This window comes from Streptomyces ardesiacus (assembly GCF_003112575.1).
Taxonomy (GTDB): Bacteria; Actinomycetota; Actinomycetes; order Streptomycetales; family Streptomycetaceae; genus Streptomyces; species Streptomyces ardesiacus.
On sequence record NZ_BEWC01000008.1, the window covers coordinates 149757 to 173497 of the forward strand.

Sequence of the window (23741 nt, forward strand, 5' to 3'; positions counted from 1 at the left end):
CTCCGTCCCGGTGAAGCAGGGCACGGGCGTCAGGAGGAGGGGCCGCTGCTGTGGGCGATGCACGCCACGTCGATCCGGTCGGCCAGCTTGGCCAGCTCGATGGTGAGGGCCGCGACGGTGTCCTCGTCCAGCCTCTCCTCGCCGGTCTCCACCAGCCGCAGCCACCGTCCGCCCACCGTGCGCAGCAGCTTGCTCACGTCGGACGCGGCGACCTGGAGCGTGCCGCGGTCGTCGACGATCAGAGGCAGGGTCACTTCGCGGTTCACAAAGGGGATCGTAGTCGCGGAAGGCTCACGCCCCGTGCCATACGGTGGTGATGTTGCAGAACTCGCGGATTCCGTGCCCGGACAGCTCACGCCCGTAGCCCGACCGCTTGACCCCGCCGAACGGGAACGCCGGGTGGGAGGCCGTCATCCCGTTGACGTACACGCCGCCCGCCTCCAGGTCCCGGACGAAGCGGTCCACGTCGGCGTCGTCGCGCGTCCACACGTTGGAACTGAGCCCGAAGTCCGTGTCGTTGGCGATCAGCACCGCCTCGTCCAGGTCTGCCGCCCGGTACAGCGTGGCGACCGGACCGAAGGCCTCCTCGCGGTGGATGCGCATCTCACGGGTGATCCCCGCCAGGACGGTCGGGGGGTAGTACCAGCCGGGCCCCTCCGGGCGTTCGCCTCCGCACAGCACCGTGGCGCCGCCGCGCACCGCGTCGTCGACCAGTTCCACGAGGTCGTTCAGGCCCTGCTCGCTGGAGAGCGGGCCGACCTCGGTCTCCTCGTCCATCGGGTCGCCGACCTTCAGCGCCCGCATGCCCTCGGCGAAGCGCTCGGCGAAGGCGTCGTAGACGTCCGTGTGCACGATGAACCGTTTGGCGGCGATGCACGACTGCCCCGCGTTCTGCGTGCGCGCGGTCACCGCCACCGCGGCGGCCCGCTCGATGTCCGCGGACGGCATGACGACGAACGGGTCGCTGCCGCCCAGCTCCAGGACCGTCTTCTTGATCATCTCCCCGGCGGTGGAGGCCACCGCGCGCCCGGCCGGCTCGCTGCCGGTGAGGGTGGCGGCCCGCACCCGCTCGTCGCGCAGGACGTCGTCGACCGCCGCGGACCCGATGAGCAGGGTCTGGAAGCAGCCCTCGGGGAAGCCCGCCCGGTGGAAGAGGTCCTCCAGGTACAGGGCGGTCTGCGGCACGTTCGAGGCGTGCTTGAGCAGCCCCACGTTGCCCGCCATCAGTGCGGGCGCGGCGAAGCGGATCACCTGCCAGAGCGGGAAGTTCCACGGCATCACCGCGAGCACCGGGCCCAGCGGACGGTAGCGGACCAGGGCCCGGGAGGCGCCGGAGTCCTTCACGTCGGCGTCGGCGGGCTCCTCGTCGGCCAGCAGCTCGGCCGCGTGGTCGGCGTACCAGCGCATCGCCTTGGCGCACTTGGCCGCCTCCGCGCGGGCCTGCTTGACCGGCTTGCCCATCTCCGTGGTGATGACCCGGCCGATCTCCTTCTGGTCGGCCTCCAGCAGGTCGGCGGCCCGGCGCAGCAGCCCGGCCCGCTCGTAGAAGCCCGTGGTCCGGTAGGTGCGGAAGGTCGCCTCCGCGAGCTCGATCCGGCGCTCGATCTCCTCCTCGCCCATGGCCTCGTACGTCCTGAGCGTCTCGCCGTTCGCCGGGTTCACCGTCGCGATGGGCATGGCCGACCTCCCTGGGTGCGCAGTCGTGCTTCGACCCTGGCGCGCGGCGCGCGGGGCCGCAACGCGGACGGGCCGCGTCGTTCCTCGTGGTCCCTCCTCACTGCGAGTGCTCAGTGAGGCGGTCGAGAAACGCGGCCTGTGCCTTCACGATCACCTCGCGGGCGCGGTCCAGCGGGAACCAGGCCACCCGGTCCAGCTCGGGGAACTCCTCGGTCCGCCCCGACTTCGGCGGCCACTCCATGCGGAAGGTGCCGGGGACCACCTCCGCCGGATCGAGGTCGGCGGCCACGGCCCAGACCGCGACGGTCTTCCCTCCCGCCTGCCGGACCTCGCCGAGCGCGACGGCCTCGCCCTCGGGCGGCGCCAGCCCCAGCTCCTCCCGGAACTCGCGCCGGGCCGCCTCCCACGCGGGCTCCGCCGGGTCGTACTCGCCCTTGGGAACGGTCCACGCCCCGGCGTCGCGGCGCGCGTAGTACGGCCCGCCCATGTGGCCGAGCAGGACCTGGAGCCCGCCGTCGGGGCCGCGCCGGTGCAGCAGCAGGCCCGCGCTGCGCCTCACGGGGCCGCTCCGGGGTGCGCGGCGAGCAGGGTTTCCACGGTGTCGGCGTCCTCGGGGCGCTTGTCCTCGCGGTAGCGCACCACGCGGGCGAAGCGGAGGGTGACGCCGGCCGGGTAGCGGGTGGAGCGCTGGAGGCCGTCGTAGGCGATCTCGACGACGAGTTCCGGCCGTACGGTCACGCCCCAGCCGTGCTCCTCGACGGCCAGCTCCCTCAGGCGCCCGGTCTGCCAGGTCAGCAGCGCGTCGGTCATGCCCTTGAAGGTCTTGCCGAGCATGGCGAAGGAGCCGTCGGCGGTGCGGGCGCCCAGGTGGAGGTTGGAGAGCTTGCCGGTGCGGCGCCCGTGACCCCACTCGGCGGCCAGCACCACCAGGTCGAGGGTGTGGACCGGCTTGACCTTCAGCCAGGACGCGCCGCGCCGCCCCGCGCTGTAGGCGGCGTCCAGTGCCTTGACGACGACGCCCTCGTGCCCGCGGGCCAGCGTCTCGGCGAGGAACTCCTCCGCGGCACCGGTCTCCTCGGGGCCGTGCACCAGCGTGCGCCGCACCCGCAGGGGCTCGGGGACCAGCCGGGCCAGCTCCGCGTGGCGTTCGGTCAGCGGCAGGTCGAGCAGGTCGCGGCCGTCGACGGACAGCACGTCGAAGAAGACGGCGGAGACCGGGAGCGCCCGCGCCGCCGTGGCGACGTCGGTGCGGGAGCCGACCCGGCCGGCGGTCTCCTGGAAGGAGCGGGGGCGCCCCTCGGCGTCGAGGGAGATCGCCTCGCCGTCCAGGATGAACCGCTCGCCGGGCAGCGCCAGGGCCGCCTCGGTGACCTCGGGGAGCCGGCCGGTGATGTCGTCCAGGGTGCGGGTGTGGATCCGGACGGTGCCGCCGTCCCGGTGCACCTGGACACGGATGCCGTCCAGCTTCTCCTCGACGGCGGCGGAGCCCAGCCTGCCGACCGCCTCGGCGACCGAGGACGCGCTGTGGGCCAGCATCGGCAGCACGGGCCGGCCGACGGTGAGCCGGAAGCGGTCCAGGGCGCCGGGACCGTCGGCCAGCAGGGCCTCGGCCACCGACTGGAGCGAGCCCGCGAGCATCACCGCGCGCCGTACCTGCGCGGGGGACGCCTCCGTCGCCGCGGCCAGGCCCTCGACGGCGGCGGCGTCCAGGGCGCCCTGGCGGACCTCGCCGGTGAGCAGCCCGATCAGGAAGCGCTGCTCGTCCTCGGTGGCCGCGCCCATCAGCTCGCCGACCAGCCGGGTCCGCTCGGCCTGGGAACCGGCGCCGGACACCGCGCCGAGCCGGGTGAGCCGGGCGTCCACGTCGCGCACCGTCAGGCTCGGCGCGCCGGCCGGCGGCACCGGGCGGCCGAGCACCTTCCAGCCGACGCCGATCCGGCCCTGGGGCAGCCGCCCCGCCAGGTACGGGATGACGACCGGCACGTCCGCCGCCTCCGCCTCGCGGAACAGCTCCGCGAGCAGGGCGGTCTTCCGGGACCGCGCCGACGTGGCGGCGACCTCCCGGGACACCTGGGCCAACCGGGCAAGGAGCATGCAGTCATGGTGCACCGCGCAGGGCGGGCGCACACCCCGCGCGGGCCCCCGCCGGATCAGCGGCGGCACCCCTACGGCGCGACGGCCGCGTCCAGGTCCGACATGATCAGGTCGCCGACGACCGCCGTCGCCGCGCGGTAGCCGCCGCTGGCCGCGTGGATCACCTGCTCGGCGAAGCCCATCGCGTTGCCGGCCGTCCACACGCCCGGCACGGTGGTGCGGCCCGTCGGGTCCACCACGGGGTAGGCGCCGAACGGCGTGTCCTGCAGCTCCGCGCCCAGCCGCTCCATCAGTCCGGTGCGGGGGACGGCCTTCGGGGCGACGAACAGCACCGTGCGGTCGTGCACCGTGCCGTCCGCCAGCCGGACGCCGGTGAGCGCGTCGTCCTCGATCCGCAGGCCGGCGACCTCGCCGGGCACCACCTTGACCCCGGCCGCGGCGAGCCGCCGCAGGTCGTCGTCGGACAGTTCGTGTTCGGCGACCGTGTGCAGGAAGAGCGTCACGTCGTCCGACCAGCCGGACACCATCAGGGCCTGGTGCACGGCGAGCGGGCTGGTGGCCAGGACGCCGAAGCGTTCGTCCCGCACCTCCCAGCCGTGGCAGAACGGGCAGTGCAGCACGTCCCGGCCGAACCGCTCGGCGATGCCGGCCACGGCGGGCAGCTCGTCCCCGAGCCCGGTCGTGACGATCAGCCGGCGGGCGTGCACGGTGCCCCCGCCGGCCAGCTCCACCGTGAAGTCCTCGGCGCGGGAGACGTCCACGGCACGGTCGCGGACCAGCTCGACGCCGTAGCGAGCGATCTCCTTGCGGCCGAGGGCCAGGAACTCGGCCGGGGACATGCCGTCGCGGGTCAGATAGCCCTGCATGTGGTTCGAGGGCGCGTTGCGCGGCTCCCCGGCGTCCACCACCAGCGTGCGCAGCCGTGAGCGGCCCAGGACGAGTGCGGCGGAGAGCCCGGCCGCGCCGCCGCCGACGACGACCACGTCGTACCGTCCCCTCAGGTCCTTCGTCGCGGTCCCGGTGCTGTTCTGGGTCATGGTGACCACCTCCACGTAGAAGGTCGCCCGAGGCCACGGGATTGACAAACGTATTTGCCGGTTCTGCAATAAACACATGACGACCGCAGACGACGTCCTCGCCGGTGTCGGCCCCCGGCTCCGCAGGCTCCGCAAGGAGCGGGAGGTGACCCTGGCGGCCCTGTCCGAGGCGACCGGCATCTCCGTGAGCACCCTGTCGCGGCTGGAGTCGGGCCTGCGCAGGCCCAGCCTCGAGCTGCTGCTGCCGATCGCCCAGGCCCACCAGGTGCCGCTGGACGAACTGGTCGGCGCCCCGCCGGTCCGCGATCCCCGGGTGCGTGCCGAGCCGATCGTGCGCCACGGCCGCACCCACTGGCCGCTCACCCGCCAGGCGGGCGGGCTCCAGGCGTTCAAGGTGCTGGAGCCGCAGCGCACCGAGGAACCGGACCCCCGCACCCACGAGGGGTACGAGTGGATCTACGTCCTCTCCGGCCGGCTGCGGCTCGTGCTCGGCGAGCACGACGTGGTGCTGTCGGCCGGGGAGGCGGCCGAGTTCGACACCCGGGTGCCGCACTGGTTCGGGTCGACCGGCGAGGGGCCGGCCGAGTTCCTCAGCCTCTTCGGCCCGCAGGGCGAGCGGATGCACGTACGGGCGCGGCCCGCGAAGGCGTGAGCCCCGGCCGGTTCCCGGCGCCTGTTCCCGAGCCCGTCCCCCGGGCCTGTTCGCGAGCCTGTTCCCGAGCCCGTCCCCCGGGCCTGTTCGCGAGCCCCTTCTCCCGGCCTGTTCCCCGATGGGCAAGCGACCGCTTAGTATGCGAAAGACCCGGTCGGACGACAGTCGGTGGAGGCCCCGCATGCAGGCATGGCAGGTGCACGAGAACGGCGAGCCGGACGAGGTGATGCGCCTCGCGGACGTGGCGCCGCCGACACCGGGCGAGGGCCAGGTCCTGCTGAAGGTCCGCGCCGCCAACATCAACTTCCCCGACGCCCTGCTGTGCCGGGGGCAGTACCAGGTCAGGCCGCCGCTGCCGTTCACCCCGGGCGTGGAGATCTGCGGCGAGACCGAGGACGGCCGCCGGGTCCTGGCCACCCCCGCGCTGCCGCACGGCGGCTTCGCCGAGTACGCCCTCGCCGACGCCCGCGCCCTGCTGCCCGCGCCGGAGAACCTGGACGACGCCGAGGCCGCCGCCCTGCACATCGGCTACCAGACCGGCTGGTTCGGCCTGCACCGCCGGGCCCGCATCGAGGCCGGCGAGACCCTGCTCGTCCACGCCGCGGCGGGCGGCGTCGGCAGCGCCGCCGTCCAGCTCGGCAAGGCGGCCGGCGCCACCGTCATCGGCGTCGTCGGCGGCCCGGAGAAGGCGGCCGTCGCCCGCGAACTGGGCTGCGACGTGGTCGTCGACCGGCGCGGCGAGGACGTCGTGGCGGCCGTCAAGGACGCCACCGGAGGCCGGGGCGCCGACGTCGTCTACGACCCGGTGGGCGGCGCAGCGTACACCCAGTCCGCCAAGTCCGTCGCCTTCGAGGGCCGGATCGTCGTCGTCGGCTTCGCGAGCGGCACGATCCCCAGCCCCGCCCTGAACCACGCGCTGGTGAAGAACTACACGATCCTCGGCCTGCACTGGGGCCTCTACAACACGAAGGACCCCGGCCTGGTCCGGCACTGCCACGAGCAGCTCACCGAACTGGCCGCACGGGGCGCCGTCAGGCCGCTGGTGAGCGAGCGGGTGCCGCTCGCCGGGGCGGCCGACGCCGTGCGGCGCGTGGCCGACGGCAGGACGACCGGCCGGGTCGCCGTCGTACCGGACAAGGCAGCGGAAGCACTGGAGAAGGGAACCGCCGCATGACCGACGCAGCGGAACTGCGCCGCCGTACCCGTGCGTTGCTGGACGCGCATCCGCCGGCCACCACGGACCGCCGGGACTTCCTGCGGGCCCGCTTCGACGCCGGACTCGCCTGGGTGCACTACCCGCAGGGGCTCGGCGGACTCGGCGCCCCGCGCTCCCTCCAGGCCGTCGTGGACGCCGAACTGGCGGCCGCGGGCGCCCCCGACAACGACCCCCGGCGCATCGGCATCGGCCTCGGCATGGCCGCCCCGACCATCCTCCAGTACGGCACCGACGAGCAGCGGCGCCGGCTGCTGCGCCCGCTGTGGACCGGCGAGGAGGTGTGGTGCCAGCTCTTCAGCGAACCGGGCGCCGGGTCCGACCTGGCCGCCCTCGGCACGCGGGCCGTGCGGGAGGGGGAGGACTGGATCGTCAACGGGCAGAAGGTGTGGACCTCCAGCGCCCACCTCGCCCGCTGGGCCATCCTCATCGCCCGCACCGACCCGGACGTGCCCAAGCACCGGGGCATCACCTACTTCGTGTGCGACATGACCGATCCCGGGGTCGAGGTGCGGCCGCTGCGCCAGATCACCGGCGAGGCCGAGTTCAACGAGGTGTTCCTCACCGACGTCCGCATCCCCGACTCCCGCCGCCTCGGCGCGATCGGCGACGGCTGGCGGGTCGCGCAGACCACGCTCAACAACGAGCGCGTCGCCATCGGCGGCACGCCGGTCCCCCGTGAGGGCGGCATGATCGGCAAGGTCGCCGCGACCTGGCGGGAGCGTCCAGAACTGCGCACCCACGACCTGCACCAGCGGCTGCTCGGCCTGTGGGTGGAGGCCGAGGTCGCCCGCCTCACCGGCGTACGCCTGCGCCAGCAACTGGCCGCGGGCCAGCCCGGTCCGGAGGGTGCCGGCATGAAGCTCGGCTTCGCCCGCCTCAACCAGGAGATCAGCGGCCTGGAGGTGGAACTCCTCGGCGAGGAGGGGCTGCTCTACGACGACTGGACCCTGCGCCGCCCCGAACTGGTCGACTTCACCGGACGCGACGCCGGGTACCGCTACCTGCGGTCCAAGGGCAACAGCATCGAGGGCGGGACCAGCGAGGTCCTGCTGAACATCGTCGCCGAGCGCGTCCTCGGCCTGCCCGCCGAGCCGCGCACCGACAAGGACGTCGCATGGAAGGACCTCGCCCGATGAGCGCACAGCCCGAACCCGCTCTCCTCCTCTCGGAGGAGGAAGAGGCGCTGCGCGCCGCCGTCCGGGACCTGCTCACCGACCACTGCGACCCGGCGGGCGTCCTCACCCGCAGCGAGTCCGCCGACCCGCACGACGTGCCGCTGTGGAAGTCCCTCGCCCACGCGATGGGGCTCGCCGGCCTGCTGATCCCCGAGGCACTGGGCGGGCAGGGCGCCACGCACCGCGAAGTCGCCGTGGTCCTGGAGGAGTTGGGCCGGGCGGTCGCACCGGTGCCGTACCTGACGAGCGCCGTCGTCGCCACCGAGGCACTGCTGGCCTGCGGGGCGGAGGACCTGCTCGCCGAACTGGCGGCCGCCACGACCGTGGCCGTGCTCGCCGTCGGGCTGCACGTCGCACCGGGCGGTGCCGTGCCGGGCGTGCGGCGGGAGAACGGTGCGCTGCACGGGGAGTTGACCGGCGTCGCGGACGCCACCGTCGCCGACGTGCTGCTGGTGCCCGCCGACGACGGGGGCCTGTACGCGGTCCGTGCCGCCGACGCGACGGTGACGCGCCAGACCTCGCTCGACCTGACCCGGCCGGTGGCGCGGGTGAGCCTCGACGGTGCGCCCGGCCGCCGCCTCGGCGACACGGAGCCCGCCGTGCGCCGCGCCCTGCGGGCCGGTGCCGGGCTGCTCGCCTCCGAACAACTGGGCCTCGCCGACTGGCTGCTGACCGAGACCGTCCGCTACCTGGCGGAACGCAAGCAGTTCAACCGCCCGGTGGGCGGCTTCCAGGCGCTCAAGCACCGGCTCGCCCGGCTGTGGCTGGAGGTGGCGGGCCTGCGTGCCGCCGCCCGCAACGCCGCCGACGCCCTGGCGACCGGCGCGGACACCGACGTGGCCGTCGCCGTGGCCCAGGCCCACGCGGCCCGGGTCGCCGTCCACGCGGCCGAGGAGGCGCTGCAACTGCACGGCGGCATCGGCATGACCTGGGAACACCCCGTCCACCTGTACCTCAAGCGGGCCAAGGCCGACTCGATCGCCTACGGCACCGCGGGCGCCCACCGCGAGGCGCTGGCCGAGCTGGTCGACCTGCGAGCGCCCTGACGCCGCGTCCGGCCGCCACGACGGCGACGTGGGGCGGCCCAGGTGAACGACCGGCGGCGGTCCGGCCAACTCCCCGCACGGCTCTGCTCAAGGAGGCCGACGGGACCCCATACTCACTGGGGTCCCGTACGGCACTTCCAGGGAGGCAGAGCATGGCCCTCACCACCCGACGCAGAGCCCTCACCACCCTCGGCGCCGCCCTCGCGGGCGCGGTCGCCCTGCCCGCCGGCACCGCGTCGGCGGCGGCCGAGGGCAGGCGCGCACCGCGCCCGTTGTGGCGCGCGCACGCCCACAACGACTACGAGCACGCCCGCCCCCTCCTCGACGCCCTCGACCACCGCTTCGGCAGCGTCGAGGCCGACATCTACCTGGTCGACGGCCAACTCCTCGTCGCCCACGACCCCGAGGACCTCGACCCCTCCCGCACCCTGGAGTCGCTCTACCTCGACCCGCTCGCCGCCCGCGTCCAGGCGCACCACGGCCGCGTGTACCCGCGGGACCGCGGCTCCCTGCAACTCCTGGTCGACATCAAGACCGAGGGCGAGGCGACGTACCTCGAACTGGACCGCCGTCTGCGCCGCTACCCGCACCTGTTCACCTCCTGCGCCCACGGACGTGTGTTCCCGGGCGCGGTCACCGCGGTCGTCTCCGGGGACCGGGCCGCCCGCGCGCCGATGGCGGCCCAACGCACCCGCCGCGCCTTCTACGACGGCCGGCTCACCGACCTCGGGACCACCGCACCGGCGTCGTTCGTCCCGCTGATCAGCGACAACTGGACGGTGAACTTCACCTGGCAGGGCGTGGGCGCCTTCCCGGCGGCCGAGCGGCGCCGGCTGCACGAGATCGTGGGCGCCGCGCACGCCCGGGGGCAGCGGGTGCGCTTCTGGGCCACCCCCGACGTGGCCGGGCCCGCGCGGGACGCCGTGTGGGCCGAACTGCTCGCCGCCGGTGTCGACCACCTCAACACCGACGACCTCGCCGGTCTGGAGGCCTTCCTCGACGCCCGCCGCGAGCGGTAGGGGCGGGCGCCGGGACACCACTCGTTCGGAGGACAGGTCAGCCGCCCGGACGAACCCTCCGCTACGCCACACTTGCGGCCGAACGCCGCGAAGTGGACGTGGCGGAGGAGGTTGACGATGGCCATTTCCATCTCTGTGGTGCTCTTGCTGTTCATCCTGGCGGTGCTCTTCCTGCGCAACGGCGGGCTGAAGATCTCGCACGCGCTGGTGTGCCTGCTGCTCGGCTTCTACCTGGCCAGCACGAGCATCGCCCCGACCATCAGCAGCGGGCTGACCGCGACGGCGCAGATCGTGAGCAGCCTCAGGCCGTAGGGAGGGCAGGGAGGCGCCCGGGGGCTAGGCGTCCACGACGTGGGAGCGGATGAGGAAGCGCACGCCCTCGGGCGCCTCCAGCGAGAAGCCGCTGCCCCGGCCCGGGACGACGTCCACGGTCAGGCGGGTGTGGGCCCACACCTCGTACTGGCTGCGCGACATCCAGAACTCCACCGGCTCCTCGACCCCGTCCACCGCCAGTTCGCCGAGCAGGACGTCCGAGGCGCCGGTGCGGAACTCTCCGGCCGGGTAGCACATGGGGGCGCTGCCGTCGCAGCAGCCGCCGGACTGGTGGAACATCAGCGGGCCGTGCGTCTCGCGCAGCCGCCGCAGCAGCGCGGACGCCTCGGCCGTCAGCGCGACGCGCGGGGTCTCCTCGTATGTGTCACCCATGCCGCCATGGCAGCAGAAGGAACGTTGCGAGTGCGTTGCGCGGCGCGCGCCTCCTCCGGCATACCTCTTTTGACATACCTATCTGGTCATATCTATTGTCCTCGGGTGACCGACGCCAGCACCCCCCGCCGGGACATCGACCACGTGGCCTCCGGCCTCGCGGCGTGCCTTCCCGCGCTGCACCGGGCGCTGGACCGGCAGGTCACCTCCCGTTACCCGCACCCCAAGCCCCCCGAGGGCCAGCTCGCCCTGCTGCGCTTCGTCGCCCAGCACGAGGGCACCACGGTGCGCGAGGCCGCCGAGGCCCTGCTCATGAAGCCCAACAACGTCAGCGCCCTGGTCTCCCAGCTCACCGAGCAGGGTGACCTGGAGCGCCGTCGCGACAGCGCCGACAAGCGGGTCGCCCACCTCCACCTCACGGCGACGGCCCGCGAGCGGGTGTCCGAGGTGCGGGTACTGGAGACGGTGCTCATCCGCCACGCCCTGACCTCCCTCACCGAGGGCCAGCAGGGCGCGCTCGGTTCGGCCCTGGACGCCCTCGACGCGTTGACGCGGCATCTCCGCCCCGGCGCCCGCTGACCCACGTGCCCGCCCTTCGGGGCGTGCCGTCCCCCCCCGTGCACCCCTCCTCCCGTGCACCACTCCCTCCGTGCACTCCTCGCTCCGAGCACCCCTTCCCGCACCACACCTGAAATCCGGAGAGAAGGCTCCTCCATGCCGTCCACGTCCGTGGATCACCCCGCCATGCCCCCGGCCGCCGGGGCCGCCCCCGCCCCCAGCGCGGCCGGCCGCCTGCGCTCCAACCCCTGGCTGACCCTCCTGGCCGTCGCGTTCGGCCTGTTCATGGTCCAGCTCGACGGCTCCGTCGTAGCCATCGCCAACCCCGAGATCGGCAGCGACCTGCAGGCGTCCACCGCCCAGCTCCAGTGGGTGACCAACGCGTACCTGCTCGCCCTCGCCGCCACTCTCATCCTGGGCGGCAAGCTCGGCGACCGCTTCGGCCGCCGCACCTACTACCTGGTCGGCGTCACCGGCTTCACGCTCGCCTCCGTCGCCATCGGCCTGTCCGGTTCGATCGAGGGCGTGGTCGCCTTCCGCGCCCTCCAGGGCGCCTTCGGCGGACTGCTGATGCCCAACACGCTCGGACTGCTGCGCTCCGTCTTCCCGCCGAAAAAGTTCGCCATGGCCGTGGGCATCTGGGCCATGGTCTCCGCCGTGGCGACGGCCCTGGGACCCATCGTCGGGGGCCTCCTCGTGGAGCACGTCGACTGGGAGTCCGTCTTCTACATCAACGCCCCCATCGGTGTCGCCGCCGTGGCCTTCGGTGCCCTCGTGCTCCCGGAGAGCCGCAACGCCTCGGGCCGCCAGCGGTTCGACATACCCGGCCTCTTCCTGCTCGCCCTCGGCCTCCTGGCCGTCGTCTTCGGCGTCGTCAAGGGCGAGACGTGGGGCTGGACCTCCGCGGGCACCCTGGGCGCGGTGGCGGCGGGCCTCGTGCTCCTGCTCGTGTTCGGCCGGTACGAGACCCGCGTGGCGCACCCGCTGCTGCCCATGCGCCTGTTCCGCAGCCGCGCCCTGACCATCGGCGCGATCGTCACCGCGCTCAACTTCTTCGTCATGCTCGGCGTGATCTTCTTCGTCATGCTGTACCTGCAGAACGTGCGCGGCTTCACACCGGTCGAGGCGGGGGTGCGCACGCTCCCGCTCAGCCTCGCCTCGCTGGTCGCCTCGCCCCTGGGCGCGGCCCTGACCCAGCGCTTCGGCCCCCGGCTGACCATGCCGCTGGGCATGCTGCTCCAGGCGGCCTCCTGCTTCGGCATGCTCACCTGGCAGACCGACTCCTCCTACGCCACGATGTGGCCGCCGTTCATCGCGCTCGGCCTCGGCGTCGGCATGGTGATGTCCGCCTCCTCCGACGCCATCGTGGGCAACGCCCCCGTCGAGGACGGCGGTGTCGCGGGCGGCCTCCAGGCGACCACCCTGCAGATCGGCGGCGCGCTCGGCACGTCGGTGCTGGTCTCCCTGATCAGCGCCAAGGTCGGCGCCACCCTCACCGGTGAGCTGACCGGGGCGGGCGTGCCCGCGGCCCTGGCCGACGGTCTCCGGGGGGCCAAGGACGCCGTGGCGATGGGCGTGGCCCCCGTCTCCGGCGACATGCCGGCCGGGCTGCGGGCAGCCGTGGTGGAGGGCAGCGGGCAGGCGTTCATGAACGGCGTCCACGTGGCCGTGGTCGTCACCGGCGCCCTGTGCGTGCTCGGCGCGGTCCTCGCCGCGGCCGGACTCAGGCCTCCCCGGCCGCGGAGCGCGGAAGCACCGTGACCCGGTGGAAGTTGCACCCGGCGGGCGCCGAGGCACCCGAGGACCCCGGCCGGCCGTCGGCGAGGTCGGCCGGGGGCCGCGACTGGTGGGCCTTGAGCGCGATGCTCGTCAGGCTCAGCAGCAGGTCCACGTCCGCGTCGCAGTCCAGGTGCACGGTCACCCAACGGGAGCCGGGCACCAGGCGGATGGCGGTGGATCCGCCGAGGTCGTACTGGAAGCGCTGGATGGCCCGGTGGGTGAGGTGGAGGTCCACGTCCCGGTCCGAGTGGAAGTGGACGATCTCGTCGCGGACCGAGCGCAGCGCCCGTCCGGTTCGGCAACTGGCCGGACCCGCGGTCAGGTCGGGCCAGGCGTGCAGCCGCTCAAAGGCGCGCTGGGCCAGAGTCATGGCCCCATGGTCGCCCGATCATCGCTTCGCAACCAGAGGTTGAGCGATTCGTAACCGGCACGTGAGGTCGGCGGGAGCCCGTGAGGCCCCCGCCGGCCGTCTGCCGCGGCGGTCCGGGAACGTCAGGGAGCGACGCAGCCGATGGAGTCGACGGGGAAGTCGTTGCCCGTCGACGTCGCGGTGAAGCCGAAGGTCACGCTCCCGTCCGGTGGCACGACGCGGTTGTGGTCCACGTTCCGGACCGTGACCGTGCCGTCCGCACCGCTGCTCGGCGAACCGTTCCACACCCCGCCGAGCGTCGTCCCGCTGCCCGGCTTCCACTGCACGGCCCAGCCGTTCAACGGCTCGGTGCCGTGGTTCATCACCTCGACCGAGCCCTGGAAGCCGCCGCTCCAGGAGTTCTCCACGGAGTACACGGCCATGCAGGAGCCGGTGTGGGTGGGCGGGTCGGTCGGGTCGGTCGGGTCCGGGTTCTCCGGGGTGCTGCCGGAGCCGCGGATGCCGGTCACCTCGCCGTTGCCGCCGTCGAAGACGACGTCCGAGCAGGAGAAGAAGTTCTCCTGGCTGTCCGAGCGCACCCACTGCATGAAGATCAGCGCGTCGCCCGAACGGCCCGAGGGCAGCGCGAGATCCCAGTAGTAGTGGCCGCCGTCGGTCCCGGGCGAGCCCTGCTGGGGCGGGTCGGTCACCGTCTGGATCAGTTCCAGGTCGTCCCAGCCCAGCTCCGACGTGGGCGACCAGCCCGGCTTGGTCAGGTACACCCGGAAGTCACCCGGGTGGGCCGCCCAGTTGCTGTACCGCACCGGGATCGTCGCCCCCGACGTCAGATGGGTGCGGGGCCAGTCCCCGCGGGGGGCGTTGTAGGCGGAGAAGTCGTACGGCGAACGGTCGCCGGCGCTGCACAGTGTGCCGTCCGGCACGTAACCGGCGCCGCGGCCGCCCGCGTTGGAGTCGAGCACGGCGAACCAGTTGTACAGCGCCGTCGACCCGCTCTGGTCGAGCGCGGCCCGGCAGGCCGGGTTCGTCGGGTCGAGGGCGCCGGTGCCGGTCTTGGCGTCCAGTTGGCACAGGTAGGTGCGGGAGCCGGGCATCATCGCCACGCCGTGCGCCTCGGCCCGCCCCTGTCCGAACAGGAAGGACACGCCGAGCGCGCTGAGCAAGGTGGCCAGCACCGCCGCCAAGGACAGGAATCTGCTGCGTCGAGCCATAGGGGTCTCCCATCGGTTCCTAGCGGTGATCTCCGACGATCGGTAATGATCAGTTCATGACAAGCACGGGAGGGTGATGGAACCCCGCCCGTCCGGGGCGGGGCGCTTCAGCCGGACGGGCGGGGAGGTGCGGGGCGGGCGCGGCGGCCGGGCCGCCGCGCGGGCGGTGCCGCTCAGGTGGAAGCCGGCACGACGATGGAGGAGAAGGAGTTCACGGCCAGTCCCGCACCGTTCTGCCAGGGCTCGAAACCCGCCTGCACACTCGTCAGGTACCAGTTCTCCTGGGCGAGTCCGCGCGCCACGGTCGCCCGCACGAAGTCCATGACGTCGAAACTCCAGCCGCTGATCGCCGACGGCGCCACGAACGACAGCACGTCGTTGGTGCCGTTGCCGCCGCTCCACACCTCCCAGGTCCGGCCGCCGACGTTCGCCGTGCCCACGGGGGAGCCGATGGGCTGGATCGGGCCGACCCGGTTGAACCAGATCATGATCTCGGTCCGGTTGACCCCGTCGGTGCGGGGCGTCGGGTCCAGCCAGATGTCGTACGAGGCGTTGTAGACGGCGCCGTCGACGAAGCCGTACGAGATGCTGGACGGTGCCGCGGCGACGGTGTCGAGCCGGACGGGGAGACTGGTGCCCGGCGAACAGGTCGTGTAGTGGCAGCCGTTGAAGACCGACGGGTACGACTTCGGTGCGCCGCTGGTCGATGCCGAGCCGTCGGCCCGGGTGACCCGGAAGCCGGTCTCGGTGGCGGTGACGCACTGGGTGGCGCTGGAACCCCAGCGGTTGTTCTGGACGACGTACCGGCCCTGGATCGTCGTCGTCCCGAAGGGTTCGCAGAGCGTGGTGTCCGCCTGGGCCGGCGCGGCGGCGGTCGCGAGGGACGCGACGAGGGCGGAGGCCGTGAAGGCCGCGCCCAGGGCGCCCAGGAATCCGCGTGAGGGGCGGGGGCGGAGCCGTAACTGTCCCATGGGGCCTCTCCAGGGGTGCGGGGGTGGGGGGAAGAGGGCCGGTGCGGGAGCGCTCCCAACTCCCCACTGATGGGAGCGCTCCCACTCACCGGTTGATTGAGGACTGTAGGAGCGGTTCATGTTCCTGACAAGACTGTGCGCGCCGGCATTGTCGAACGAACTTCGAAGCCGCAGGTGGGGAGGCGGAAGTCGGGCCGCCCGGGAGCGCTCCCGGGCGGGTGGATCGATCAGGCCGAGTCCCGGATCACCAGTTCGGTACGGAGGATGAGGTGCCGCCAGGCGACGGGAGACTCCTCCATCTCCTCCTGCAGCAGCCGCACCATCGCGCGGCCGATCTCCTGCAGCGGCTGGCGGACCGTCGTCAGCGGCGGGTCCGTGGGGCGGTCCGGGTGGAAGTCGTCGAAGCCGATCACCGCGACGTCCTGCGGCACCCTGCGGCCCGCGGCGCGCAGCGCGTTGAGCGCCCCGGCGGCCAGCGTGTCCGAAGCGGCGAGAACCGCGTCGAGTTCCGGGTGCCGGGCGAGCAGGGCGGTCATCGCCCGGTGCCCGCTCACCTCCGTGAAGTCGCTCGCCTCGACGACCAGCGACGCCCCGGCCGCCACCCCCGCCGACTCCAGTGCCTCCCGGTACCCGCGCAGACGGCACTGGGCGACGTACATGTCGAGCGGCCCGGTGACGGCGCCGATCGTGCTCCGGCCGGCGTCCAGCAGATACCTGACCGCGCCGCGCGCACCGCCCGTGTTGTCCGCGTCGACATACGTGACGCTCTCCTCGCGGGAACGCCGTCCCAGCATGACGGTGGGCAGTCCCGCCTCGGCGAGCATGTCCGGCAGCCGGTCCTTGGCGTGCACGGACATGAGCAGCACCCCGTCGACCCGGCCGCCGCGCGCGTACTCCACGAAGCGGCGGCGCTCGGTGTCCGAACGGACCAGCGTGAGCAGGAGCTGCGCCGGGGTGTCGGTGAGCGCGTCGCCGACGGCGTGGACGACCTCGGTGAAGAACGGCTCCCCGAACAGCCGCCAGTCCGGTTCCGTCATCACCAGTGCGACGGCGTCGGCGCGGTGCCCCGCCAGGGAACGGGCCGCGAGATTCGGGACGTACCCCAGTTCCGCGATGGCCCGCTGCACGGCGCGGCGCGTCGAATCCCGAACGCCCGCCGCGTTGTTGACGACCCTCGAGACGGTGCCCCGGCCCACGCCGGCCAGGGCGGCCACCTCCTCCAGCGTCGGCGTGCCGGGACGCTGCCTGCCCATGTCCGCCCGCCTTCCCCCACGAGATCGTCCGATACTACGGTGATCCGTCCCGGCCCGGCGGGGCGATCGCGGGGCCGGGGCCGGTTCGGGGGCGGTCGGCAGGTGCGGGCTCGGGAAGGCCCACCCCCCAGGCGGCGGCGCACAGGGCACGGTCGACCTCCTCCGTGTACAGGGCCGCGCCGAGCCACGCCCGGGCGAAGCGTCCGGTGTCGGCGGGGAGCAGCCGGCCGAAGGGGTCGCGTGCCCGCTGCGCGGCGGTGTCGTGCAACTCGGCCAGCAGCTCACCGGCGGTGCCGAGGCCGTACCGGCGCAGGCGCGCGGCCTCGGACTCCCGGCTTCCGGGGAAGGCGAGCACGCGGCGTCCCCCGGACACGGCCTGGTGGACCCGGCGCCGCAGCAGATGCACGGGAGCCTCGTCGGCGGCGGACGCCGGCTGCGCGACAGGTGCGCTCCGGGCGCCCGGTGCGGTGCCCGGCGCCGGAGTCGCGGGCAGGTCCGCACGCCGGAGCCGGTCGAGACCGAGGTCGACGTGGGCGTCCGGATCGGTCGGGTGGCTCGCCGCCAGCAGCAAGGCGCGGGGGAGCGGTGCGGGCGTGAGCCGGGCGACCACACGCAGCCGGGTGCCCCGCGCGGACGCGAGGAGCGCGAGGAGGCGGAGGTTCTCACGGTGGGGCAGGGCCGGGTCGTCGTGGGCCGCGGCGAGCCGGACGGCCAGGCCGTCGCAGTCGGCGAGGAGACACGCGCCCGCCGCCTCCTGGACCGTGCCGACGACGGTGATGTCGAGGAACAGCAGGTCCTGGCCGTCCCGATCGTCCCCCGGCTTCCGCACGGCCGCGTCGTCGGCGCTGGGCAGGCCGACGTCGCCGGCCAGCGCCCGGCCCACCTGCTCGGCCACCGGCACCGCCCACAGGCGGTCGAGCGGCTCGGCGTGCCACGACGCGCCGGAGGCGCGCACGGCCCGTACGCCCGCCCCCGCCCCCAGACGTCCCGTCGGGGAGACCGTCGCCCCGGACACGGCGAGACCCGCGCGGGACAGCTCACGGGGCGTCAGGGCGGTGTCGCCGACGCGTACGGCGCGGTCCGCCGAGCCCATGGCCCGGTCGGCGCCGCCCGGCGCCACGTCCGGAACCGTGCAGAGCCGTCCGGAGGCGTCGCAGGTCCAGGTGACGGTGCCCGCGTAACCGGTCGTCGTCAGGACCGGCTCGGCGAAGAGTCCGTACAGGCGCAGTGATCCGTCCGGCGCGTACGGCTGCCGCACCCGGCCGCACAGCGCCGCGAGTTCGGGCCCCGTGGCATCCGGGAGACGGTGGGCGAGGAACAGGACGTCGCGCAGGGCTGCGGTGAGGTCGCTCAGGCGGTGCGCGGGGTCGGCGCCGCGGGCCGCTCGCAGCGCCGTGACCACGGCGACGGCACGCCCGGCCGCGCGCGGCAGTCCGGCGAGCCGGGCGGTGTGCGCGGCCCGCAGCAACTCGGCCTGCAGCACGGCCCCGGCGCCGTCGATGCCGGCCTCCAGCACCGCGGCCGCCGCGTCCCGCAGGGCCACCGCGGCGGCGCGCTGGGCCGGGGTGGCCGATGCGGGGACGGGGCCGCCGGCCGGAGCGGGGCCGGGGGCAGGGGCGGGGCCGGTGGCAGCGGCGGGAGACGGGGCCGACGGCGGCGCCGGCTCCGGGGATTCCGCGGGGTCGGCGACCGGGGCCGCCGACGCCGCGGCGGCCCGGTGCAGGCAGTCCGGCGCGAGCAGACAGCCGCAGCGGATCGCCTCGGCCCGGGTCACGACCCCGCCGGGAGCGTGCAGTTCGAGGTCGGTGTCGTCGTCCACCGCGACGCGTACGACGTCGCCCTCCCGGACCACGGGCCGCCCGCCGATCTTGGCGACCCCCGCGTCCAGCCGCTTGCGCAGCCTGGGGGAGAGTGCCGCGACCAGCTGGGCGGTCACCGCGGGACTGACCGGCGGAAGGTGCGGGCTCATGCGATCTTCTCCCCCACCCAGCGGGCCAGTTCGAGCGGACTCAGCGCGGCGACCGGCATGCCCGCGGCGACGAGCTGCCCGGCCACCCCGGTGGAGTAGCGGGGCCGCCCCGCGTCGTCGAGGCTCGCGCAGCCCAGCAGGTGGCAGCCGGACCCGACCAGGGCACGGACCTCGGCGAGCAGCCCGCCCAGCGGAAAGCCCTCCTCGAAGTCGCTGACGACGACCACGAGGGTGCGGGAGGGCACGGTGACGAGCGTGCGGGCGTGCCGCAGCCCCGCGGCGATGTGGGTGCCGCCGCCCACACTGACCTCGAGCAGCAGCGACAGCGGGTCGTGCACGTGGTCGGTGAGGTCCATGACCTCCGTGGAGAAGGCCAGGAAGTGCGTGGACAGCGTGGGCACGCCCGCCAGCACCGACGCGGTGAGGGCGGCCCACACGGTAGACGCCTCCATGGAGCCCGACACGTCCGTGACCAGCACCAGCCGCCAGTCGGCGGCCCTCCTGGCCCGGGTGCGGAAGACGGGGTGCTCCGGGACGACCCTGACGGTGCCGTCCGGACCGCGGTGCGCCGAGGCCAGGTTGGCCCGCAGGGTGCGGGGCAGGTCGAGGCCGCCGCCCGGGCGACGGCTGGGGCGGGGGACCACGGTGCCGTGCAGCGCGGGGCGCAGCCGCGTGGCCAGCTCCCGGGTCAGCCCCTCGACCAGGCGCCGCACGAGCGGCCGGAGGGCGGCCAGCCGTGCCTCCGGCAGGCCGCCCGCGTGCCGGAGCACGGTGCGCAGCAGGTCTGCGGAGGGCCGCACGCCGTCCGGGTCGAGTTCGGCCAGGACGTCGGGCCGGCCCGAGGAGGCCGCGGCCGCCAGCACCTCCTCGCGGACGCCCGGCCCGAACAGCACCGCCAGCTCCTGCGACCACTCGCGCACACTCGGATAGGAAGCCTCCCGCCCGCCGCCCGCACCGATGCGGCCGGGCCCGGTCGCATCCCCCCGGCTGCCCTCGCCGCGCCCGCTGCCGTACAACTCGTCCAACGCGGTGGCCGGCGCGGCCGCCGCGGGGGACAGCCGGTCGGTACGGCGGCCGAGCACGAGCCGCCAGCGGTCCTCGGGGCCGAGGTGGCGATCCGCGGCGCCGGCGTCCGGGGCGGCGACGAGCGCGGCGGCGACGGGTGCGGCGCCGTCGTCGCGGTCGGGTTCGTCGGCCGCGGCCCCGTCCGGGACCGCGGCAGCTGGGAGCAGACCGAGCCCGCCGAGGAGGGTTCGGGCCGCGAGGTCGGCGCGGGTCCACAGGGCGAGCGCCGCTGGATCCACCCCACCGGTGTCGCCCGTCCGGTCGACGTCCAGGCGCTCCTCGACGACGGAGAGGAGCCGGTCGCGGGCGGCCGGACTGAGCGTGTCGAAGCCGCCGCGCAACGCCGGCAGCCGGTCGAGGAACTCCCGGTCGGCCAGCTCCGACACCCGGTCGAGCAGCGGCTCCAGCGCCGGGGCCGCCGACTCCAGCAGCGGGCCCGCGGCCGTCAGCAGCCCCGTGAGCCGGGCGGTGAGCGCGGCACGGGACGCGCGGTCGCGTGCCGCGTCGACCCAGGACGCGGCGCGTTCGCCGAGGACGTCGGGGTCCTCGTGACCGAGGAGCACCCGGACGGCCCCGGCGGCGCCGCGCATCAGCGGTGAGCCCTCCCGGGCCAACCGGGCCAGCGCGTCGGTCAGCCGGACGCCGCCGAGCACGTCCGCGCGGTGGGCCAGCTCCAGCAGGGCGTGCGCGTCCGCCGGGTCCTCCGCCCCGCCGAGCCCGTCGACCTGGCGCACCGCCGCAGCGGTGAGGAGCTCGGCCACGGCGCCGGCCCGGAGCGCCCGGTCCTCGTCGGCGCCCAGCCCCGGAACGTGCCCCGCCCGCAACCGGTCGAGCAGACCCAGACCGTCGAGGAGTTCGGGCAGCGTGGCCGCACCGGGCAGCACGTCGGCGGTCTCCGCCAGCCGTGCGTCCGCCAGCTCCGGCAGCCCGCACTCGGCCGCCTGCCGGAGACCGTCCAGGGTCTGTGCGGCGGTCGGTCCGCCGTCGTCCCGCTCCGCCCGAAACCGCTCGCGCAGGACGCCCTCGGCCGCCTGGGCGGGCGTGACACCGTGCACGCCGACCGCGGACAGCATCGCCTCGGTGGCCGGGGTCCAGCGCATCTCCCACCGTGTCGTCAAGGTCTCGGCGCCGCCCGTACCGACGACGCCGCGCGCCTCGGCGTACGGCACGCCGCACACAGTCAGGCGGCGCAGCAGCAGGTCGCGTGCGCGGTCGAGGCCGGAGCGCAGGGGGTCGAGCCGCAGCTCCCGGACTGTCCCGGCCGGCCCCGTGGTGCCCGACGCGAGGGTCCCGCGTGCGGCGCCGTTCGTCCCCCGCGTGCCCGAGTCCGCCGACGCCGGGCCGGGCAGCCCGAGGGCCGCCAGCTCCGCCTCGACCGCCGGAGCGAGGCCGCTGCGCGGCGCGCCCGGCGCGGGACGGCCGCTGCGGGTACCGACGAGGACCTGCTCCATCGCCCTGGCGACGGCCCGTCCCCTGCCGTACGGCTCACCCTGCGCGAGTACGGTCTGCACCGCCTCGACCAGCTCGCCCCGGCCCGCCGCGGGCAGACCGCGCAGCCGCGCCAGGTCCGAGGCCAGCCGCACGATCTCCCGCGCGTCCGCGGGCCCCGACGGATGCCCGAGATCGCGCAGCGCGGCACACACCCGTACGGCGGCGTGGGCCAGCGCCTCCTCCAGCGCGCCCGGATCACCGGCCGTCCGCAGCACCAGGTGCTGCCACTCGGGGTCCCGGATGCCCGCGGGGTACCCGGACCGCTCGTCGAGAAGGGCGTACGTGTACGGGATGAGGGACGTGACCCACCCGGGCCCGTCGGCCGCCGCGGCCCTCTGCCCAGGCGTGACGGAGCCGCCTCCTCCGGGTCCGGCCGCCGTGGCCGGGGAGAGCAGTGCCGGCGCGTGGAACGCGCCCACCACCAGGGCGGCCCGTGCTCCGTCCGCGGTGGCGGCGGCCAGCCGGGAACGCATCCACGCCTCACGCCGCAGATCCAGCCCGGGCACGCCTGTGGAGGCGGCGGCCTCCTCGCGCAGGGCCCACCCGGTCAGGAGCGCGGCACGGCGCAGCGCCTCCGGGCCCGAACCCGGAGCCGTCGCCTCGACGAGGCGGTCCCACAGGTCCTCGCCGGGACGGCCGGTGAGCCTCGCCCGCAGCGCCGTGGTCAGCCCGGCACGGTCCGGGGCCACGCCGCCCGCACGGCCCGGCTCCGGCACGGTGGGCGCCGTCCCGGAAACGGGTGCCGAACCGGTCTCGGGTGCCGTGGAGGTCCCGGATGCCGTGCGGTCCCCGGGTGCCGTGTCCGGCGCGGACCCGGGGCGCGGGACGCGGGGCCCTGAGTGCGTCCCCTCCCGCCAGGCCCGGTCGGCCAGCGGCAGGTCGCAGGCGACGACCGGGACGCCCTGCCGGCAGGCCCAGCGCACGGCGGCCAGCTCCGGGGAGAAGTCGGCGAACGGATAGAAGGCGGGCCCCGCCCCCTCCTCCGCGCAGGCCGCGGCCAGCGCGACCGGCGCCCGGGTCTCCGCGTGGCCCAGCCAGGGGAGCCACTCCTGCATCTCGGCCGGCAGCTCGACCAGCAGCACGTCCGGAGCCGCCCCGTCCAGCAGCGCGGGCACGGCCGCGGCCAGGGACGGAGCATGATGGCGCACACCGATGAGGAAGGGCGCCGAGGCAGCGGTGAGCGCTGCCACCGCCTCGTCCGCCGACAGCGGCCGGGAGAGGGAACGGGCGCCGGGGGAGGAGGGGCCGGGAGAAGCGAGGGAGGGGGACACGGCCTCAGCCCTCCAGGACCGTGCGCAGGTCCCACAGGGTGCGCCAGGTGGCCGAACCCTGCTCCGCGCGGCGCCGGACCGGGCCGTCCCAGTACCCGCGCAGCCGGGCCGCGTCGGCGGGATCGTCCTTGCGGACCACGCCGAGGAGATGCCCGGGCAGCAGCCCCAGCACGTCGCGGTCGCCGGGGAAGTAGGCCGCGGCGAGCGCCAGCGCGCCCGCGACCGACACGGCCTCCGCGGTGCTCATGACGGTGGAGGGGCGTTCGACCTCCCAGCCCTCCGCCGACCGGCCCTCGCGCAGGTCGCGGAAGGCGACGACCAGTGCCTCCAGGACCGCCTCGTCGACCTGGAAGGGCGCCCCCGCCCGCTCGACCGAGGCCCGTGCCTGGCTGCGGACCAGGGCGGTCTCGGCGTCCAGGTCCGGGATGGGGCCGACCGTCTCGAAGTTGAAACGGCGCTTGAGCGCGGCGGACATCTCGGAGACGCCCTTGTCGCGGAGGTTGGCGGTGGCGATCAGGTTGAAACCGGGGGCGGCGTGGGCCAGGGCGTCCTCGGTGCCCGAGAGCTCGGGCACGGCGATGCGCCGCTCGGAGAGCAGGGAGACCAGGGCGTCCTGCACCTCCGGCAGGCAGCGGGTCACCTCCTCGACGCGGGCGATGCCGCCCCGGGTCATCGCGGTCAGGACCGGCGAGGGCACCAGTGCCGTCCGGCTGGGGCCCTGGGCGAGCAACAGGGCGTAGTTCCAGCCGTACTTGAGCTGGTCCTCCGTCGTACCCGCCGTGCCCTGCACCACCAGCCCGCTGGTGCCGCACACGGCCGCCGACAGCAACTCGGACAGCATGGACTTGGCGGTGCCGGGCTCGCCGACGAGCAGCAGACCGCGTTCCCCCGCGAGCGTGACGACACACCGCTCGACCAGCGCCCGGTCGCCGACGAACTTGCCCTCCACCACCAGCCGGCGCGGCACCCCCTCGGGCGCCTCGGCGCCCTCGGGCAGGCTCAGGGCACGGCCGTCGCTGCCCATGACGAAGGTGACCACGGCACGGGGCGTGAGCCGCCAGGCCGGCGGGCGCGGACCGTCGTCGTAGGCGGCGAGGAAGGCCAGTTCGGACGCGTAGCGGTCTTCCGGCGGCACGATCTGGCGGGTGCTGTCGGGGGAGAGGGTGGTGGTCATCGACGGATCTT

The 23741-nt window shown here is 74.8% G+C and carries 20 protein-coding genes and 1 pseudogene; 8 read left to right on the forward strand and 13 right to left on the reverse strand.

Annotation, left to right across the window (positions count from 1 at the left end; all coding sequences use genetic code 11):
- Positions 1–29: 29 nt before the first annotated feature.
- From Sdi02f_RS25790 to Sdi02f_RS25810, 5 genes are all read right to left on the reverse strand, one after another.
- Positions 30–266, reverse strand: coding sequence for a DUF6213 family protein (locus tag Sdi02f_RS25790; protein WP_030401816.1), 237 nt, complete (start codon positions 264–266; stop codon positions 30–32).
- A gap of 25 nt (positions 267–291) precedes the next feature.
- The gene (locus Sdi02f_RS25795) at positions 292–1677 is read right to left on the reverse strand and encodes an NADP-dependent succinic semialdehyde dehydrogenase (protein WP_031081837.1); all 1386 of its coding nucleotides are present in this window, start codon (positions 1675–1677) and stop codon (positions 292–294) included.
- Between the two features lie 97 nt (positions 1678–1774).
- Complete coding sequence (locus Sdi02f_RS25800; protein ID WP_108934108.1) at positions 1775–2236, reverse strand: NUDIX hydrolase; 462 nt, start codon at positions 2234–2236, stop codon at positions 1775–1777.
- Entirely contained in the window at positions 2233–3771 is a 1539-nt protein-coding gene (locus Sdi02f_RS25805) for an ATP-dependent DNA ligase (protein WP_030401813.1), read from the reverse strand. The genes Sdi02f_RS25800 and Sdi02f_RS25805 overlap by 4 nt, the downstream gene beginning before the upstream one ends.
- Before the next feature lie 71 nt (positions 3772–3842).
- Positions 3843–4808, reverse strand: coding sequence for an NAD(P)/FAD-dependent oxidoreductase (locus Sdi02f_RS25810; protein WP_108934266.1), 966 nt, complete (start codon positions 4806–4808; stop codon positions 3843–3845).
- A gap of 76 nt (positions 4809–4884) precedes the next feature.
- Here Sdi02f_RS25810 and Sdi02f_RS25815 point away from each other — a divergent pair, with 76 nt between their 5' ends.
- From Sdi02f_RS25815 to Sdi02f_RS25840, 6 genes are all read left to right on the forward strand, one after another.
- Positions 4885–5460: a helix-turn-helix domain-containing protein gene (locus Sdi02f_RS25815; protein ID WP_055468204.1), complete on the forward strand. Its 576-nt coding sequence runs from the start codon at positions 4885–4887 to the stop codon at positions 5458–5460.
- A 181-nt stretch (positions 5461–5641) separates the two neighbouring features.
- Positions 5642–6634 carry an NADPH:quinone oxidoreductase family protein gene (locus tag Sdi02f_RS25820; protein WP_031081832.1) on the forward strand — a complete coding sequence of 331 codons (993 nt, stop codon included), beginning with the start codon at positions 5642–5644 and terminating at the stop codon, positions 6632–6634.
- On the forward strand, positions 6631–7812 hold the full coding sequence (locus tag Sdi02f_RS25825; RefSeq protein ID WP_031081830.1) for an acyl-CoA dehydrogenase: 1182 nt from the start codon (positions 6631–6633) through the stop codon (positions 7810–7812). The genes Sdi02f_RS25820 and Sdi02f_RS25825 overlap by 4 nt, the downstream gene beginning before the upstream one ends.
- A complete protein-coding gene (locus tag Sdi02f_RS25830) occupies positions 7809–8897 on the forward strand; it encodes an acyl-CoA dehydrogenase family protein (protein ID WP_030401808.1) in 1089 nt (362 codons plus the stop codon). Before Sdi02f_RS25825 ends, Sdi02f_RS25830 begins: the two co-directional genes overlap by 4 nt.
- 152 nt (positions 8898–9049) lie before the next feature.
- Entirely contained in the window at positions 9050–9916 is an 867-nt protein-coding gene (locus tag Sdi02f_RS25835; protein ID WP_055468202.1) for a phosphatidylinositol-specific phospholipase C/glycerophosphodiester phosphodiesterase family protein, read from the forward strand.
- Between the two features lie 117 nt (positions 9917–10033).
- Positions 10034–10228 (forward strand): hypothetical protein, encoded by a 195-nt coding sequence (locus Sdi02f_RS25840; RefSeq protein ID WP_030401806.1) that lies wholly within the window; start codon positions 10034–10036, stop codon positions 10226–10228.
- Positions 10229–10252: 24 nt separating this feature from the next.
- Here the strand turns inward: Sdi02f_RS25840 and Sdi02f_RS25845 are convergent, their stop codons facing one another.
- Positions 10253–10621, reverse strand: a complete 369-nt coding sequence (locus Sdi02f_RS25845) for a DUF779 domain-containing protein (RefSeq protein WP_030401805.1) — start codon at positions 10619–10621, stop codon at positions 10253–10255.
- A 105-nt stretch (positions 10622–10726) separates the two neighbouring features.
- Here Sdi02f_RS25845 and Sdi02f_RS25850 point away from each other — a divergent pair, with 105 nt between their 5' ends.
- Together Sdi02f_RS25850 and Sdi02f_RS25855 are read left to right on the forward strand one after the other, a co-directional pair.
- The gene (locus tag Sdi02f_RS25850) at positions 10727–11200 is read left to right on the forward strand and encodes a MarR family winged helix-turn-helix transcriptional regulator (protein ID WP_108934109.1); all 474 of its coding nucleotides are present in this window, start codon (positions 10727–10729) and stop codon (positions 11198–11200) included.
- A gap of 135 nt (positions 11201–11335) precedes the next feature.
- Complete coding sequence (locus Sdi02f_RS25855) at positions 11336–12940, forward strand: MFS transporter (protein ID WP_108934110.1); 1605 nt, start codon at positions 11336–11338, stop codon at positions 12938–12940.
- Here Sdi02f_RS25855 and Sdi02f_RS25860 read toward each other — a convergent pair.
- The 7 genes and pseudogenes from Sdi02f_RS25860 to Sdi02f_RS25890 all read right to left on the reverse strand — a co-directional run bounded on the left by Sdi02f_RS25860 (position 12903) and on the right by Sdi02f_RS25890 (position 23730).
- A complete protein-coding gene (locus Sdi02f_RS25860) occupies positions 12903–13328 on the reverse strand; it encodes a luciferase domain-containing protein (RefSeq protein WP_030401802.1) in 426 nt (141 codons plus the stop codon). The two genes, Sdi02f_RS25855 and Sdi02f_RS25860, sit on opposite strands and share 38 nt — an antisense overlap.
- Before the next feature lie 122 nt (positions 13329–13450).
- The gene (locus Sdi02f_RS25865; RefSeq protein WP_108934111.1) at positions 13451–14536 is read right to left on the reverse strand and encodes a lytic polysaccharide monooxygenase auxiliary activity family 9 protein; all 1086 of its coding nucleotides are present in this window, start codon (positions 14534–14536) and stop codon (positions 13451–13453) included.
- Between the two features lie 191 nt (positions 14537–14727).
- A pseudogene (locus tag Sdi02f_RS25870) lies at positions 14728–15507 on the reverse strand (GH12 family glycosyl hydrolase domain-containing protein); the annotation flags it as partial.
- A gap of 227 nt (positions 15508–15734) precedes the next feature.
- Positions 15735–16760, reverse strand: a complete 1026-nt coding sequence (locus Sdi02f_RS25875) for a LacI family DNA-binding transcriptional regulator (RefSeq protein ID WP_108934112.1) — start codon at positions 16758–16760, stop codon at positions 15735–15737.
- Positions 16761–16794: 34 nt separating this feature from the next.
- The gene (locus Sdi02f_RS25880) at positions 16795–18729 is read right to left on the reverse strand and encodes an SWIM zinc finger family protein (protein WP_108934113.1); all 1935 of its coding nucleotides are present in this window, start codon (positions 18727–18729) and stop codon (positions 16795–16797) included.
- On the reverse strand, positions 18726–22556 hold the full coding sequence (locus Sdi02f_RS25885) for a vWA domain-containing protein (RefSeq protein ID WP_108934114.1): 3831 nt from the start codon (positions 22554–22556) through the stop codon (positions 18726–18728). Before Sdi02f_RS25885 ends, Sdi02f_RS25880 begins: the two co-directional genes overlap by 4 nt.
- A gap of 4 nt (positions 22557–22560) precedes the next feature.
- Positions 22561–23730 carry an ATP-binding protein gene (locus Sdi02f_RS25890; protein WP_030401796.1) on the reverse strand — a complete coding sequence of 390 codons (1170 nt, stop codon included), beginning with the start codon at positions 23728–23730 and terminating at the stop codon, positions 22561–22563.
- Positions 23731–23741 lie beyond the last annotated feature (11 nt).

What these genes read in the sequence shown, in the direction of transcription:
- Sdi02f_RS25795 (WP_031081837.1), bottom strand. Translation starts at nt 1,677, where the DNA reads ATGCCCATCGCGACGGTGAACCCGGCGAACGGCGAGACGCTCAGGACG.
- Sdi02f_RS25805 (WP_030401813.1), bottom strand. Translation starts at nt 3,771, where the DNA reads ATGCTCCTTGCCCGGTTGGCCCAGGTGTCCCGGGAGGTCGCCGCCACG.
- Sdi02f_RS25810 (WP_108934266.1), bottom strand. Translation starts at nt 4,808, where the DNA reads ATGACCCAGAACAGCACCGGGACCGCGACGAAGGACCTGAGGGGACGG.
- Sdi02f_RS25815 (WP_055468204.1), top strand. Translation starts at nt 4,885, where the DNA reads ATGACGACCGCAGACGACGTCCTCGCCGGTGTCGGCCCCCGGCTCCGC.
- Sdi02f_RS25820 (WP_031081832.1), top strand. Translation starts at nt 5,642, where the DNA reads ATGCAGGCATGGCAGGTGCACGAGAACGGCGAGCCGGACGAGGTGATG.
- Sdi02f_RS25825 (WP_031081830.1), top strand. Translation starts at nt 6,631, where the DNA reads ATGACCGACGCAGCGGAACTGCGCCGCCGTACCCGTGCGTTGCTGGAC.
- Sdi02f_RS25830 (WP_030401808.1), top strand. Translation starts at nt 7,809, where the DNA reads ATGAGCGCACAGCCCGAACCCGCTCTCCTCCTCTCGGAGGAGGAAGAG.
- Sdi02f_RS25835 (WP_055468202.1), top strand. Translation starts at nt 9,050, where the DNA reads ATGGCCCTCACCACCCGACGCAGAGCCCTCACCACCCTCGGCGCCGCC.
- Sdi02f_RS25840 (WP_030401806.1), top strand. Translation starts at nt 10,034, where the DNA reads ATGGCCATTTCCATCTCTGTGGTGCTCTTGCTGTTCATCCTGGCGGTG.
- Sdi02f_RS25845 (WP_030401805.1), bottom strand. Translation starts at nt 10,621, where the DNA reads ATGGGTGACACATACGAGGAGACCCCGCGCGTCGCGCTGACGGCCGAG.
- Sdi02f_RS25855 (WP_108934110.1), top strand. Translation starts at nt 11,336, where the DNA reads ATGCCGTCCACGTCCGTGGATCACCCCGCCATGCCCCCGGCCGCCGGG.
- Sdi02f_RS25860 (WP_030401802.1), bottom strand. Translation starts at nt 13,328, where the DNA reads ATGACTCTGGCCCAGCGCGCCTTTGAGCGGCTGCACGCCTGGCCCGAC.
- Sdi02f_RS25865 (WP_108934111.1), bottom strand. Translation starts at nt 14,536, where the DNA reads ATGGCTCGACGCAGCAGATTCCTGTCCTTGGCGGCGGTGCTGGCCACC.
- Sdi02f_RS25875 (WP_108934112.1), bottom strand. Translation starts at nt 16,760, where the DNA reads ATGGGCAGGCAGCGTCCCGGCACGCCGACGCTGGAGGAGGTGGCCGCC.
- Sdi02f_RS25880 (WP_108934113.1), bottom strand. Translation starts at nt 18,729, where the DNA reads ATGAGCCCGCACCTTCCGCCGGTCAGTCCCGCGGTGACCGCCCAGCTG.
- Sdi02f_RS25890 (WP_030401796.1), bottom strand. Translation starts at nt 23,730, where the DNA reads ATGACCACCACCCTCTCCCCCGACAGCACCCGCCAGATCGTGCCGCCG.